We start from the raw sequence: 13,555 nt of genomic DNA, 5'->3' as shown, positions 1-13,555 counted from the left end.
TTCCTTTCTCGCATGCCGATCAGATCGCGACGCTCTGGGGGACCATCGACGGGAGCAGGTACAGGTACGGCTGCTCGCGGGTGCGGTTGCGCTCGGTGATCTCCCGCTCGATATGCGCCAGGCGCTCGCGGTAGCGAGCAAACGCCTGCTTCGCCGCCGGATCTTGCAACAGGCACCTCATCGTCATGAGGCTCTCGCTGGTCAGCGGCGGGCCCATGCTGAGCGAGCGGCTGAGCACCATCTGGCGGATGCTCTGCGCGCGCCCCGGGAGGCGCTCCAGCGGCTTGAACTGCCGCCTCTCGCTTCCGTTCAGGACATCGCCGTAGGAGCGGTAGGTGGCAAACTGAGCGTTCGGGATCCAGGTGTAATAGTCCGTTTGCCCGAAGTTCACGGCGGCGTGATACGCGGTCGCCGTGAAGATGATGTTGGTGACGATCGCGATCAGGTCGTCGAGGCTCGTGAGCTTCTCGAGCTGTTTGGCTCTGTCCGGCGGGAGCAGGCTATTCATGCCGCCGAGACCGGGAGACACGAGCTCGTGGATCCACGCTTGCAGGCTGGCGTCGCTCGCCAGACACCCCGACGTCGGGTAAGCGATCTTCAGCACCTGTCCGACGTACTCCTGGATCGCGTCCCAGTGCAGCAGCGCGTCGTCGCGGTAGTGATAGCCGACCAGGGCGCGGACGTCGCGCGCCGACAGGTCGTGGGGGAGCGCGCTCTCGTAGAACCGCCACGGCTTGCCGCCGTAGCCCTTGATGCCCTTGCCGGTGTAGGCGCGCGTCAAGAGCTCGAACGAGCCCATGTTGGCCACCGAGCTCGTGATGTCGAAGAAGCGCCCTCGCCCGAGGAAGCGCCGGCGAGCCAGCTCGTTGATGGCCAGGGTGTTGAAGAAATGCGGCCTGAGCAGCTGATGGAGCGGATGCGTCGCGGGCAGGTTGCGATAGGTGCTCACCGCGAACGGCTCCACGATCAGGTGCGCGTAGAGCAGGTGGGTCACCTGGCCCTGGTAGATGGCGTCGGCGCTCGCGACGGCGATCTTCGCCGTGAGCCAGTCGTCCGACGGGCCCGAAGGGGTGAAGATCTTGTCGGGATGCGCCCCTTTCTCGGCGCGCGAGTGCACCAGCCTGATGGCCACGGGCAAGAGCTCGCCGGCCGCGGTCTGGTGCAGCATGCACGTCGGGGCCAGCGGGTACTTGCCCAGCTCTTCCTGCACGTCGGTGTCGACGATGTCCTTGAAGATGCGATAATCGATGAAGTAGAGCTGCCCGGCCTCGCGCACCGCCTCCAGCGTGCGACCGTCGGCGATCGCTACCGGCTTGGGCTCGGCGCCGCTCAGGAAGTCGGCGAGATCGGCCGGGGTCGCGCGGCGGATGTGCGCCGGGTTGATCCCCACGAGGCGCTGCCGTCCGAACTCGACGTCCTCGGCCCAGCGCGTCGCCACGAGGGGCCTGCGGATGAAGGTCCACGGCTTGAAGAACTCCTCGAACTGATCGAAGCTCTCCCAGTTGTCGATGGACTCGAAGATGGCGCCCAGCCCGAGGTCGGACGTGGCCCTGAGGACGAACTTCCCCTCGCGATAGCGCTTGTACCCGTACTCGAACAGGTGAAGCGCCTGCGCGATTTGCAGTCCGGCAGTGTCCTTCCACTTGCCGACGTTGAGCGCCAAGATCTTCTTGATCGGAAAGCCTTCCCCCGGCGGTACGGAATCGCTGCCGGCCGGCAGGTTGGACCCGAAATTGCGCCAGTTCGGTGTCGAGCTGGGCTCCCTCATGCTCGTGCTCGCTTCTCCGTCTCAGACGGACGGTGGATTGGGTGGTTCACGTCAAACATCGCTCTCGCGTCGCGGCGGTCCGAGCGCGCGCTGGAATGGTTCCGTCTCAGTCGCAACAGGACTCAATACATCCAGCGCCGCCCCCCGTCCTCGACCTGCCCCCGCAGCCGATCGCGCCGCCCTTCATCGTAGAATCGACCAGGTGCGATTCCACGAAAGGCCGTCGCGTCGAGTTGCACGCGACCGATGCTCACGCGTGCATTGTCGAGGCTGCTAGAAAACCGTGGAGCGTTCACGCATGTCAAGCCATTTTGTTCGGCGCCGCGGCGGTCGGCCGGATGCCACGCGCCCCCGCGCCGGGCGTGTTCGCTCCCGACGTACCGCTGCCTCGACGACGTATGGCTTGGATGCTGACCGCGCAAGTCGTCCAATTCATGCTCGTCATTCCGCGCCTTCCAGCAAGATTTCCCCGCTGCCGCCGGCGGCACGAAGCTGCCAGGAGGAGCAAAGGAGTGCTATTGCCCTCGATCGCCTGTCTGCTTCATCCACGAGCGACGAGGGATTGGTAGCGCCAGCGGATCGGAACAGCGGAAGCGAGCAGAAATCGGGACCGCCGAGCCACCGAGGCCCCCCAAGGGGAATTCGCATCTTCGCGCCTCGGCGGCGCATCGCTCCGCGGATCGCGTGGTCGACGCCAAAGGCGCTCTCCGACGCGTCACCCGGGAGGCAGCGGGCCAGGGAGGCCGCCCCGCATCGCGCGGGCGAGCCCCTCGACGGTCGGGTGCTCGAAGAGGGTCGCGACGGGGATCGCCCGCGCGAAGGAGCTCTCCAGCCGGAGCATCAACCGCATCGCGAGGATCGAGTGCCCGCCCAGCTCGAAGAAGTCGTCGGTGACGCCGACGGGCGCGCGGCCGAGGATCTCCTCCCACAGGCCGACGAGCCGCGCCTCCAGGGGGTCGCGCGCGGCGACGATCGGCCGCGACGGCACGGGCTCGGGGGCCGGCAGCGCCGCGAGATCGACCTTGCCGTGCGCCGTCAGCGGCATCGACGGGAGCAGCACGATGTCGCTCGGCACGAGGGGGCGCGGCAGCCGCCTGCCGAGGGCTTCCCGGAGCGACGCCGGCGTGGCGGCGCCGGCCGCGTCGGCGACCACGTACGCGACGAGCCGCGCGCCGGCCGCGCCGTCCTCGCGCAGCGCGCACACGGCCGAGCGGACGCCCGCGATCCGGCTCAGCTCGCCCTCGATCTCGCCGGGCTCGACGCGATGCCCGCGGAGGTTGATCTGCCGGTCGGCCCGGCCGACGAACTCGATCTCGCCGCCGGGGAGCACCCGCGCGAGGTCCCCCGTGCGGTACATCCGCGCCCCCGGCGCGGCGGAGAACGGATCGGGCACGAAGCGCTCGGCGGTGAGCCCGGGCCGGCCCAGGTAGCCGCGCGCGAGCGACGCCCCCCCGATGCAGAGCTCCCCGGTCGCGCCCGGCGGCACCCGCCGCAGCGCGCGATCCACGACGGCGCAGGTCGTGTTCGCGATCGGCCGGCCCAGCGGGACGACCTCGGCGCCCGGCCGGCAGGTCCAGGACATCGCGTCGATCGTCGCCTCGCTCGGGCCGTACTGGTGGATCAGGGAGGCGGCCGGGTGGAGCGCGAAGAGGCGGTCCATCGTGGCGCGCGAGAGCGCCTCCCCGCCGCAGAAGACGCGGCGGACCGCGCTCCACCCGCGGGCCGCCGGCTCGCGGAGGATCTGCTCGAGCAGCTGCGGGCTGAAGTGCACGTCGGTGATGCCCTGGGCAGCGATGGTCCGGGCGAGGTAGGCGCTGTCGCGCTGCCCGCCGGTCCGGGCGAGGACGAGCGTGGCCCCGGCGATCAGGGGGGCGAAGGTCTCCCAGATCGCGATGTCGAACCCGGGAGACGCCTTCTGGAGAAAGCGGTCGCCGGGCCCGAGCGGATAGGCCTCCTGCCGCCAGCGCAGGTGGTTGCACGCGGCGCGGTGCGAGACGACCACGCCGTTCGGGCGCCCGCTCGTCCCCGAGGTGTAGATGACGTACGCCGCGTCGTCCGGGCGCCTGCCGATCGCCCCTGGTTCGCCCGGCGGGCACTCGGAGGGCTGGATCAGCGCGACGCCCGCGGCGGCGAGCCGATCTCTCGCCCGGCCGTCCACGAGGACGGCGCCGAGCGCGGCGTCGTGGATGGTGCCGACGAGCCGCTCCGTCGGGTGCTCCGGATCGAGGGGGACGAAGGCCGCGCCCGCGCGCAGCGCGCCGAGCGCGGCCGCGACGGCGTCCGCGGCTCGGTCCATACAGAGGCCGACCAGCGATCCCCGCGGCGCGCCCGAGCGCCCGAGCGCCGCGGCCACGGCGTCCGCGCGCGCGCAGAGGGCCCGGTAGGTCGTCGCGCCGTCGCCCGCGAGCACCGCGACCGCCTCCGGCGTCCGCGCCGCCTGCTCCAGGACCAGGGCGTCCAGCCATGCCGGCCCGACCCAGGCCCGCGCCTCCCCGGCCGCGCTCGCCTCGATCCGCGCGCGCTCGTCCTCGGTGAGCAGCTCCGCGAGCTGGTGCGGCGCGTCGGGCGCCCGGGTCATCGCGCGGCACACGTCGCGCAGGCACCGGGCGATGCGGCGGAGCCGGCCGTCGTCGTAGCGCGCCGCATTGCCGTTGAGCACGACGTTGAGCTGGCCTCCGGACGCGCTGAACGTCGCGGTCAGGCTCAGGTTCGTCTCGCCGATGGCCCTGACGTCGAGGAGCTCGACCCCGGCGACCCGCGGGATCGCCTCATACGCGTGGAAGTTCGTGAAATTGAAGACGGTGTCGTAGATCGGCGACCCGCCGCAGTCCCTCTGGATCTGGGCGAACGGATATCGCCGGTGCGGGAAGATCCGGCCCTCCGTGTCGAAGACGCCGCGCACGAGATCGCGCCAGCTGCCGCCTCCGAGGCGCGCGCGGAACGGGACGGTGTTGAGGAACATCCCCACCGCGCGATCCCCGCCTTCGGTATCCGGCCGGCAGCTCATGATGACGCCGATCGTCACGTCGTCCTGGCCGGAGAGGAACGAGACCGCCCGGAGGAACGCAGCGCGGAGCACCGTCTTCAGGGGGACGCCGAGCGCCTCGGCCATCCGGACGAGCGAGGCGTGCTCCTCGTCGTCGAACCTCGCCTGGAGCGTGCACACGCGGTCCGAGAGGGCCCGCTCCGGGCTCGACGCTCCGGGCGCGCGCGTGGGCCGCAGGTCGCGCAGGAGCTCGCCGAAGAACGCCCTGGCCTCGGCCGAGGAGCGCGCCGCGCGCTCGGCCGCCACGCAGTCGGCCTGGCCGACCGCGGGCGCCGGCGCGAGGGCGGGGACGGCGGCGCCGAGCTGGCCGAGGTAGAGCTGGACCAGCTCCGAGATCATCGTGGCCGTGCTCCACCCGTCGAACACGGCGTGGTGCTGCGCCCAGGTCAGCTGGAAGGTGTCGCTCGAGCGCCGGTGCACCGAGAACCGGAGCAGCGGCGCCCGACCGACATCGAGCTGCTCCGCCCGCTCCCGCTCGAGCAGCCCTGCGAGCGCGCCCTCCTGGGCGGCAGGGTCGAGGGTCCGCCAGTCCTCGACGCGCAGCGGGATCGTGGCGTCCGCCGCGACGAGCTGGAGCGGCTCGGCGTAGCGCGTCAGGTCGAACGCCGAGCGGAGCGCCGGATGCCGGCGCGAGAGCTCGCGCACCGCGGCCTCGAGCGCCGCGCGATCGAAGGGGGCGCGGACATGCCAGCTCGAGATGTCGAGGAAGAAGGCCGATCTCGGCGCCAGCGCGCTGTGGAAGAGCATGTCCGCCTGGAGCGCCGTCAGCGGGTGGGCGTCGACAACGCCCGGCGGCAGCGCGGCGCGATCCTCCGGCGAGAGCAGCGCGAACGCCCGGCTCCCCGCCGCCTCGACCGCGGGCTGGCCCGCCGCTCGGCGCGCGTCGACCCACGCCGCGAGCCCGCGGATCGTGGGGTTGTCGAAGAACGCCTTCGGGGTGAGCTGGATCCCGTGCCGCGCGGCGCCGGCCTGGACGCGGATGCTCCGTATCGAGTCGCCCCCGAGGGCGAAGAAGTTGTCGTCGATGCCGACGGGCTCGACGCGCAGGACGTCCTGCCAGATCCGGACGAGCGCCTCCTCCGTCGCGGTCCGCGGCGCGACGTGGGCCGCCTGGTCGCCCCGCGTCGTCTCGGGGTCCGGCAGGGCGCCGCGATCGATCTTGCCGTTCACGTTCTTGGGCAGGGACCCGAGGCGCACGAACGAGGAAGGCACCATGTAGGCCGGCAGCGCGCTCGCGACGCGCTCCCGGAGCGCTTCGTCGGTCACCGACATGCCGGGCCGCGTCGCGACATACCCCACGAGGCGCGCGCCGCCGCCGTCGTCGCGGGCCGCGACCGCCACCTCGAGCACCGCGGGGTGGCCCCCGAGGACGAGCTCGATCTCCGCGGGCTCGACGCGGTAACCGCGGATCTTCAGCTGATCGTCGATGCGCCCCAGGAACTCGAGGTCGCCGCCGGCGCGGATGCGCACGCGATCGCCCGTGCGGTACAGGCGGCCGCCGGCGCGCCGGAACGGGTCCGGGAGGAAGCGCGCGGCGGTGAGCGCCGGATCGTCGGCGTACCCGCGCGCGACGCCCGAGCCGCCGACGCAGAGCTCGCCGGACAGGCCGAGCGGCGCGAGGCGGAGGGCCTCGTCGACCACGTAGAGGACGGCGTTGGTCGCGGGCCGGCCGATCGGCACGCGGAGCGCCTGCGCGTCGCCTGGCAGGCACTCGTGGGCGCAGCACCACACCGTCGCCTCGGTCGGCCCGTATTCGTTGAGGAGCCGGGCGCTCGGCAGCCGCGCGAAGTGCTTGGCGACGAGGCTCGGCGTGCACGCCTCGCCGGCGACGATCACGATGCGCTGCGAGGGGAGCGCCCCGGGGCTCACGCCGTCGAGGAGCGCGCCCCACACGTTGGGGTTGCAGTAGGTCACGTCGATGCGGTGCTCGCGGATGAGGCCCGCGATCGCGGTGGCGTCGCGCTGCGCGCCCTCCTCGGCCACGACGATCTCGCCGCCGTCGCAGAGGGTGTTGAAGAGCGGCGCGACCGAGCTGTCGAACGCGTACGAATAGAGGAGCAGGCAGCGCTCCGCGCGCGCTCCGAAGAGGTCGCGACGGGCGCGGGCCGAGCTCGCGAGGTTCCGGTGGGTGACCTCGACGCCCTTGGGCGCGCCGGTGGAGCCCGACGTGTAGATGACGTACGCGAGATCGTCCGGGGCCGGCCTCGGCCTGCGGAAGGACGCGGGCGGCTCGAGGTCGATCGCGTCCGCGACGAGGACGTCCGCGATCGGCGCCCGGGCGGCGGTCGCGCGGTGGACGACCGCGAACGGCGCGGTCGTGCGCGCGAGGACGTACCGCTTCCGCTCTTCGGGGTACGCCGGGTCGATCGGCACGTAGGCGGCGCCGGCGAAGAGGACGCCCAGGATGCCGACGACGAGGTCGACCGAGCGCTCGAAGACGAGCGGGACGCGCGCGCCGGGCCCCACGCCCCGCGCGGCGAGGGCCGCCGAGAGCCCGAGCGCCCGGCGGTGGAGCTCGCCGTACGTGAGGGTCGTGGCGCCGCAGCGCACCGCGGTGCGCTCGGGCGTCGCCGCCGCCACCGCCTCGATGACGTCGACGATCGGCGCCTCGCCGTCGCGCCACCCGCGGCCATGGGCCTCGGCCGCCGGCGGCTCCGCCTCCGCGGCGCCGACGAGCGCGGCCGCGAGGCGCGCCCGCTCCGTGGGCCCGACGTGCTCGATCCGGGACACCGCCTGGGTCGGATCCCCGGCGACGCTCTGGAGGACGGCCAGCAGCCGCTCCTGGAGCAGGTCCGCGAGCTCGACGCCATAGATGCTGCCGGAGAGCGAGAGCGTGCCGCGGAGCTCGTCTCCGGCGATCCCGCAGCGGAGGCCGATGGCGAGCGGCGGCTCGTCCCAGCGCTGCTCGATGACGCGGACCGAGACCTCGGCGCGCTGCGCGCGCTCGTCGAGCTCGTCGAACGCGAACCCGATGGGGAGCTCGGCGCCCTGCGCCCCCCTCGCCGGCTCCGCGGGGAAGCACTCCTGCCACCGCGCCGCCGTCCGCAGCTGCGCCTGGACCTCGACGGCGAGCTCCTCGAAGCGCAGGCCGGGATCGACGCGGGCGGCGAGCGGCAGGAGCTGCGCGTAGAGCCCGAGCGCGCCGGCCAGATCCTCGTACTCGCGGCCGCGCAGCTCGACGCCGAGGAGCACGTCCGGGCGCTCGATGTGGCGGGCGACGAGCACGGCCCAGGCCGACAGCGCGATCGCCTCGTCGGAGAGGCCGCGATCCCGGGCGAACGCGCGGAGAGCGCGCGTCGCCGCGACGTCCAGGCGCCACGGCCGAAGGAGGCGGCCCGCGCCCGAGGCCTCGCCGAGCCCCGGGATCGCCGAGGGCGCGCCGGCGAGGGTCCTGGCCCAGTGCTCGCGGCCCGGGGCCGCCTCGTCCGACGCGGCGATCTCGTGGGCCCATTCGGCGTAATCGCAGTACTGGATCGGCTCGGGGCCCGCGGCGTGGCCGCGCTCGAGGCGCGCGCCGGCGAGGCCGGCGAGCTCGGCGGCGAGGTGGCCAATCGACGGGCGATCGACGCAGAGGGTGGATGCCCGCATCGCGACGAGCCACCGGTCCTCCCCTGCCCCGGCGATCGCCCACGTGGTCAGCGGGGCGGAGGCGGACGGCTCCGCCGGCGCCTGCGGCTCCGCCAGCGCCTGGAGGAGGCGCGCCGAGAGCGCGCCGTCGCCCTCCGGGGCGGCGGAGATGACCCGAGGCCGAGACGCCCCGGGAGGGTCGATGACCGCGAGCGGCGCGGTCATGCCGTCGAGCAGCGTGAAGCGTGTCCGCAGGATCTCGTGGCGGGCGACGAGATCGTCGACGGCGCGGCGCACGGCGTCGTCCGACGGCGCGCCCTCGACGGCGAAGACCACCTGCGCCCAGCGCTCCTCGCCGCGCGCCGCCGTCCATCCGCGCCGCTGCTGCCCCGAGAGCCGAAATCCACGAATCGCCGCGCTATCCGGTTGCATCGAACTCCACCTCGAGACCGATCGTGCCTGCCTGGAACCTTCGGCTGGCGTTAGTTAGACTAACTAAATTCAACAACGTAGCTGATGCGACGGATACGGCTGACGCACCTGACGCACCTGACGCAACCGACGCAACCGACGCAACCGACGCAACTGACGTGACCGACGCAACTGACGTGACCGACGCAACTGACGTGACCGACGCAACTGACGTGACCGACGCAACTGACGTGACCGACGCAACTGACGTAACCGACGCGAGACACCATGGACGCACTCGACATCATCGACGTCGTCGATGCGCTCGATGCAATCCATGCACTTGACGCGTTCGGTGCGAACAGGCGACGACGTCCTCTCGTGAAACATCGAACCGAGTGCCGGTAGCGGGCGCGCCGCAGTGTATGCTAGGCTCGGCCCTCTTGTCGAGGCCGCGCGCTCGGCGGTCGAGCGTGGGCTCGGGTGCCGCGGTATCCGGCTGAACCAAGGAGGAGCGAGCCATGCAGGCAGATGACGACGCGACGATCTACAAGGTGGTGGTGAACCACGAGGAGCAATACTCCATCTGGCCGGCGGACCGAGAGAACCCGCTCGGCTGGACCGAGGCCGGCAAGACGGGCAACAAGGCGGAGTGTCTGGCGTACATCCAGGAGGTCTGGACGGACATGCGCCCGCTCAGCCTCCGGAAGAAGATGGCCGAGAGCCCCTGAATCGCGGCCCGCCCGTACGCCCGTCGCGAGCGGCCGAGCGGCGGGCTCAGCCGTGTCATTGTCGCGCTCGGCCGGCCGCGTCCCGCGGGATCGCGCGAGCCCCGGCGGGGTCGTGCGCGCCGGCGCTTGTGCCGGGGCCCCCGCTCCCGTACGCCTCCGTCATGCCGCCCCTCGATCTGCACGTCGCCTTGTTCGGCGCCTCCGGCGCCGGCAAGACGGTCCTCCTGGCAGCCTTCTACCGGGCGCAGACCCAGCCCTCGTTCCAGCAGGAGTACGCGTACAAGATCCAGGCGGTCAACAAGGCGCAGGGCAACCAGCTCCTCGGCCGGTTCTATCGCCTCGAAGAGGGCAGATTCCCGGACGGCAGCACGCGCTTCGACGAGTACGAGTTCGACTTCTTCCCGAGAGATCTGCCCGAGCCGGCGGTCCGCATCCACTGGTACGACTACCCCGGACGCTGGTGGGAGGACGAGCCGGTCGACGCGGACGAGCGGGAGGCGATGCGCCAGGGGCTCATCCGGCTCGGGATGAGCCAGGTGGGCATCCTCCTCGCGGACGGCGCGAAGTACCGGGCCGAGGGCACCGGGTACATCCGGTGGCTGTTCGAGCACTTCGCCGACGAGTGCGACCGGCTGCGCCGGGCCAGCGCCGCCACGGGCGACGAGGTGAGCTTCCCGCGGGAGTGGATCCTCGCCCTCAGCAAGGCCGATCTCTTCCCGCCGGACTACAGCGCGCGGGACTTCGAGCGCGAGGTCTGCCGGGACGCCGACGATCAGCTGGCGAAGCTCTGCTCGGTGCTCCACGCCGAGCACGCGTTCGGCCACCGCTTCATGCTGCTCTCGTCGGTCGCCGCCCCGGCCGGCGCGCAGGTCGATCCGGGGACCTCGCTCGGCGTGCGCACCCTCGCCCCCGCGATCCTGGTGAGCACGGTCGAGGGCGCGGTGCGCGAGGCGCAGGCGGCGAGAAAGGAGAAGTCGGCCGGAGAGACGTTCTTCCAGGGGCTGCGCGATCTCGTGCAGTTCGTCGACTCCCTCGACGACTTCCTGCCGAAGCGATACCAGATCGTGAGCAAGATCCTGCGGTTCATCTCGATCAAGGACTTCGCGACCACCCGGCTCGACCGGCTCAAGAAGATGCGCGAGGACGCGATCCGGAAGGGCGACACCTTCACGGCGGTCCTGACCGCGATGGTCGCGGCGCTGCGCGACGACGAGGGCGCCCGCGCCTACCACCAGAACCAGTGAGGTCGTCATGCCCGCGCCAGCGCCCCTCGTCGAGACATCGCGCCTCCTCTGGAGGACGCGCGGCGAGCACTGGGATTACGAGTTCATCTGTGTCCCCGAGATCCCGGCGCTGCCCGCCTGGCTCTCGACGCTCGAGGCGATGCTCGCCGACGCCGACGCCGGCGCCGGGGAGCTCCGCTATGGCCTGCTCGAGATCGACGAGCGCGGGCAGAGGGCGCCGCGCGCCTATCCCTACGTGGCGGTGAGATTCCTCGATCCGGCGCGGAGGGACTGGACCGGACGGCAGGTCCAGCACTTCGCGGCCTGGTTCCCGCCGATCCCGCCCGAGGCGGTCGCGGAGTTGCCCGAAGCGGTCCCCGCCGACTGGCACCTTCGCGTGCTCGACGGGCTCGCGGGGACGTACGGCTCCGGCGAGGTGTTCGGGCTCCCCGAGGCGACGATCCGCGCCTGGAAGCGGAGCCACAGCGAGAGCCGGGCCGCCCGCGCGATGGCGATCGTCAAGGCGACGCCGCCGGTGGCGCTGGGCGGCGGCGAGGCGGCGCCGTCGCGGTGGACGCGGGTGCCGACGTTAAAAAAAAAGCCGCCGGAGCCGCCGGCCGCGGCGGGCCTCCTCTCGGTGGGCGCGGTCCCTAGCGGCCAGGGCCGGCGATTCGGCTGCTTCGCGATCGGCGCCGTGATGCTCGCCGCCTTCTGTCGACTGATGCTCGTTTGCGGTGTGCGCCTCCTCGGCGCCTGACGGCTGCGCCGCGCAGGCCAATGCGCTCGCGCGGCCTGCGCTACGCCCGCGCGAGGCTGCCGCCCCCGGGCTCGTCCTCGAGCCAGAGCCCGATCGCGGCCAGGTGCATCCGCTTGAGTTGCTCGACGGCCTCGCGCGACTCCTCCGCCGGCAGGCTCAGCGACAGATCGATCACGGAGGCGGCGGTCTCGAGCAGCACCCGCGAGAGCACCGCCGCCGACGCGTCCGGCCTCGCCGCCCGCCTCGCGAGGTTGTGCGCGACCCGCCGCGCGAGGTTCGCGTTGTCCCTCTGATCGATGGCCCGCAGCTCCGGCACCGCGTGCATCACGCGCCGCACCGCCGTGCCCCCGGGCAAGGCCCGGATACCGCGGACGTAGGCGTCGATGAGGCGGCCCCAGATCGCTCGCCAGTCGGAGCGTGGGTCGGCCAGGTCGTCCACCTCGTCGAACCAGGCCCCCCACTCGGCCACCATGGCCTCGGCGAGCGCCACGATCACCGCCAGCTTGTTCGGAAAATAGCGGTAGACGCTGCGCACGCGCACCCCCGCCCGTTCGGCCAGCAGGTTCGTGTTGAAGCCCTCGACCCCGACCTCGGCCAGGAGCGCCGCCGCCGCCTCCAGCAGGCGCTGGCGCGTCTGCCGGGCCCGCTCCTGCTCGGGCTCGCGGCGCGGAGCGAGATCGATCGCGGCCTTCGCCATGGGCCCCACGGTATCGGCCGACGGCTTGACCGGCAACAAAAGGGAGCTTATGCTCCCCTTTATGATCGTCCGTCGTCGCCCGCCCTTGGGCCATCGTCGCCGGTCGGGGCCCGCCGCGCGCGCCGCGCTCGGGGGCCGCCGTGGCTAGCGCCTTGCTCCCGCTCTCCGAGGTCTTGCAGCTGCTCTCCTCGGGGCTCTTCGGCCTCTTCATCGGCGCGCTCCTGGCCGAGGGGGCGCTGCTCGTGCCCTACTGGCGCTCGCTGCCACCGGCCGAGTTCTTCGCGCTGCACGGCGCCTTCGGGCCGCGGCTCTACCGCTTCTTCGCGCCCTTGACGACGGCGGCTTCGCTGTTCGCGGTCGCCGCCGCGGCGGTCTCGCTCCTGGCGTCGAGCCCGAGCCGCTGGGCATCGCTGCTGTCGGCCGGGCTCGCGGCGTCGCTGGTGGCGGTCTACTTCCTGTACTTCCGGCGGGCCAACGCGGGCTTCGCCGCGGCGAGCCCCGGGCCTTCCGGGCTCGCGGCCGAGCTCTCGCGCTGGGCCCGCTGGCACTGGGTGCGGGTGGGCCTGGGGCTCTTCGGCTTCGCGTTCTCTCTGCTCGCGCTGCGCTGAGCGCGGGGCCTCGCGGGGAGAGACGGGCAAGGCTGGTGATATCGAGCTGCGGGAGCTGCTCGCAGACCTCGCCGACGCGCGACGGCGATCCTGCGCCGCTCGGGGCATCGATTGAGCTCTCCGAGCGGCGGTCCGTCGTCATTCGCCGCAGAGCTCCCACCGGGCGGAGCAGCTCTGGCCGGTGACCGCATAGGGGTTCGTCGGGCAGGTCCACCACTCGCCCTGGAAAGGACGCGGGTTGCAGTGCGGGAGGCACTCCACCCACCCCGACGAGCACGAGTTCCCTACCGAGACGGTCGGCTGAGCCGCGCAGAACCAGCGTTTTCCTCCGAACCAGCCGGGATTGCACACATCGGGCGCCCCGCCGACGGGCGGATACACCGTGGCGACCGCCTGGATGTCCACGGCGTCGAGGCTCTCGCTCCCGAAGCGCACGCCGTCCTGATCCGAACACCCACTCCAGTAGGTCATGATGGAGTCGTAGTCGTAGAAACCGGGGTTCACGACGATGTACCGCCGGCTCGAGGGCCACCCGCTGGCGACGTCGCTCGCGGGGAGCGGCTCTCGTTGGCTGCAGGCGCTCGGGACCAACGGGTGATGCCACTCATGCATGAAGCCGATCGTGCGGATTTCACGCCATCGTGATCACCGGGATCACCGCATCGTGATCGCTCGGATCAGCGCATCGTGATCACCCGGATCACCATCGTGATCAGCGGGATCACGGTCGTGATCGCGCGGATCGCC

The 13,555-nt window shown here is 72.2% G+C and carries 8 protein-coding genes; 4 read left to right on the top strand and 4 right to left on the bottom strand.

The window, feature by feature from the left end:
• Nucleotides 1-19: 19 nt before the first annotated feature.
• Nucleotides 20-1,768, bottom strand: coding sequence for a lipoxygenase family protein (locus NQZ70_RS20570; RefSeq protein ID WP_129575726.1), 1,749 nt, complete (start codon nucleotides 1,766-1,768; stop codon nucleotides 20-22).
• A 715-nt stretch (nucleotides 1,769-2,483) separates the two neighbouring features.
• Complete coding sequence (locus NQZ70_RS20565; RefSeq protein WP_129575725.1) at nucleotides 2,484-8,813, bottom strand: non-ribosomal peptide synthetase; 6,330 nt, start codon at nucleotides 8,811-8,813, stop codon at nucleotides 2,484-2,486.
• A gap of 500 nt (nucleotides 8,814-9,313) precedes the next feature.
• Here NQZ70_RS20565 and NQZ70_RS20560 point away from each other — a divergent pair, with 500 nt between their 5' ends.
• The 3 genes from NQZ70_RS20560 to NQZ70_RS20550 all read left to right on the top strand — a co-directional run bounded on the left by NQZ70_RS20560 (nucleotide 9,314) and on the right by NQZ70_RS20550 (nucleotide 11,503).
• The gene (locus tag NQZ70_RS20560; protein WP_020735874.1) at nucleotides 9,314-9,523 is read left to right on the top strand and encodes an MbtH family protein; all 210 of its coding nucleotides are present in this window, start codon (nucleotides 9,314-9,316) and stop codon (nucleotides 9,521-9,523) included.
• Between the two features lie 161 nt (nucleotides 9,524-9,684).
• Complete coding sequence (locus NQZ70_RS20555) at nucleotides 9,685-10,767, top strand: hypothetical protein (RefSeq protein WP_129575724.1); 1,083 nt, start codon at nucleotides 9,685-9,687, stop codon at nucleotides 10,765-10,767.
• A gap of 7 nt (nucleotides 10,768-10,774) precedes the next feature.
• A complete protein-coding gene (locus tag NQZ70_RS20550; RefSeq protein ID WP_129575723.1) occupies nucleotides 10,775-11,503 on the top strand; it encodes a hypothetical protein in 729 nt (242 codons plus the stop codon).
• A gap of 40 nt (nucleotides 11,504-11,543) precedes the next feature.
• Here the strand turns inward: NQZ70_RS20550 and NQZ70_RS20545 are convergent, their stop codons facing one another.
• Complete coding sequence (locus NQZ70_RS20545; protein ID WP_207217903.1) at nucleotides 11,544-12,239, bottom strand: TetR/AcrR family transcriptional regulator; 696 nt, start codon at nucleotides 12,237-12,239, stop codon at nucleotides 11,544-11,546.
• A 101-nt stretch (nucleotides 12,240-12,340) separates the two neighbouring features.
• Here NQZ70_RS20545 and NQZ70_RS20540 point away from each other — a divergent pair, with 101 nt between their 5' ends.
• Nucleotides 12,341-12,808 carry a DUF1772 domain-containing protein gene (locus NQZ70_RS20540; RefSeq protein ID WP_165374070.1) on the top strand — a complete coding sequence of 156 codons (468 nt, stop codon included), beginning with the start codon at nucleotides 12,341-12,343 and terminating at the stop codon, nucleotides 12,806-12,808.
• A gap of 138 nt (nucleotides 12,809-12,946) precedes the next feature.
• Here the strand turns inward: NQZ70_RS20540 and NQZ70_RS20535 are convergent, their stop codons facing one another.
• Complete coding sequence (locus NQZ70_RS20535; RefSeq protein ID WP_129575720.1) at nucleotides 12,947-13,420, bottom strand: hypothetical protein; 474 nt, start codon at nucleotides 13,418-13,420, stop codon at nucleotides 12,947-12,949.
• Between the last annotated feature and the right edge of the window lie 135 nt (nucleotides 13,421-13,555).

It is taken from the genome of Sorangium sp. So ce836 (assembly GCF_028553905.1).
In the GTDB taxonomy this organism is placed as follows: Bacteria; Myxococcota_A; Polyangia; order Polyangiales; family Polyangiaceae; genus Sorangium; species Sorangium cellulosum_D.
The sequence above is the reverse complement of the archived record's forward strand: the minus strand, read 5'-3'. Positions and strand labels throughout refer to the sequence as shown.

Excerpts from the sequence above, each read along its gene's own strand:
- NQZ70_RS20570 (WP_129575726.1), bottom strand. The coding sequence starts at position 1,768 with ATGAGGGAGCCCAGCTCGACACCGAACTGGCGCAATTTCGGGTCCAAC.
- NQZ70_RS20565 (WP_129575725.1), bottom strand. The coding sequence starts at position 8,813 with ATGCAACCGGATAGCGCGGCGATTCGTGGATTTCGGCTCTCGGGGCAG.
- NQZ70_RS20560 (WP_020735874.1), top strand. The coding sequence starts at position 9,314 with ATGCAGGCAGATGACGACGCGACGATCTACAAGGTGGTGGTGAACCAC.
- NQZ70_RS20555 (WP_129575724.1), top strand. The coding sequence starts at position 9,685 with ATGCCGCCCCTCGATCTGCACGTCGCCTTGTTCGGCGCCTCCGGCGCC.
- NQZ70_RS20550 (WP_129575723.1), top strand. The coding sequence starts at position 10,775 with ATGCCCGCGCCAGCGCCCCTCGTCGAGACATCGCGCCTCCTCTGGAGG.
- NQZ70_RS20535 (WP_129575720.1), bottom strand. The coding sequence starts at position 13,420 with ATGCATGAGTGGCATCACCCGTTGGTCCCGAGCGCCTGCAGCCAACGA.